Annotated in this window: 1 pseudogene; it reads left to right on the top strand. The window is 65.6% G+C overall.

The features are described from left to right. A pseudogene (locus ACTWPW_RS64570) lies at positions 1–421 on the top strand (transposase); the annotation flags it as partial. Between the last annotated feature and the right edge of the window lie 154 nt (positions 422–575).

The following is a 575-nucleotide window of genomic DNA, read 5'->3' as shown; positions in this document are numbered from 1 at the left end:
CGGGTGGTGGGCTGGTCGATCGCCGACCACATGCGCACCGACCTGGTCGCCGATGCGCTGAGGATGGCCGCGGCGACCCGGGGCGGCCTGGCCGGCTCGGTCTTTCACAGCGATCATGGGGCGCAAGGCGCAAGACACCTCGGCCGAATTCGCCGGGGTCTGTGCCGAGCTCGGGGTGCGCCAGTCCATGGGAGCCGTCGGCACAAGCGCCGACAACGCCGCCGCGGAGGCGTTCAACGCCACCCTCAAACGCGAAACACTGCAGGGCGCCAAGCGCTGGCCCTCGGCGCGTGAGGCCCGCCTGGCCGTCTTCAAGTGGATCACTCGCTACAACACCCGCAGGAGACATTCCACCCTCGGCTACCTCAGCCCGATCGACTACGAGCAGCAGACCATCGATAGGGTACTGCTCGCCGCATGACAACCGGTGTCCACACTGCGGGGTGAGCCCCCAAGGCCAGGTAGTTAAGGTCGTCGTGGTGCTGTCAAGCGCGCGAGTTCTCAGGACGTGGGAACGGAGATCCAGTAGAACGGTGATCTTCCACAATCAGCCGTCGAAAAACTGGATCTCCGTT

The sequence above is a fragment of the Nonomuraea sp. KM90 genome, from assembly GCF_052246675.1.
Lineage (GTDB): Bacteria > Actinomycetota > Actinomycetes > Streptosporangiales > Streptosporangiaceae > Nonomuraea.
This window is presented reverse-complemented; position numbering and strand designations above follow the sequence as displayed.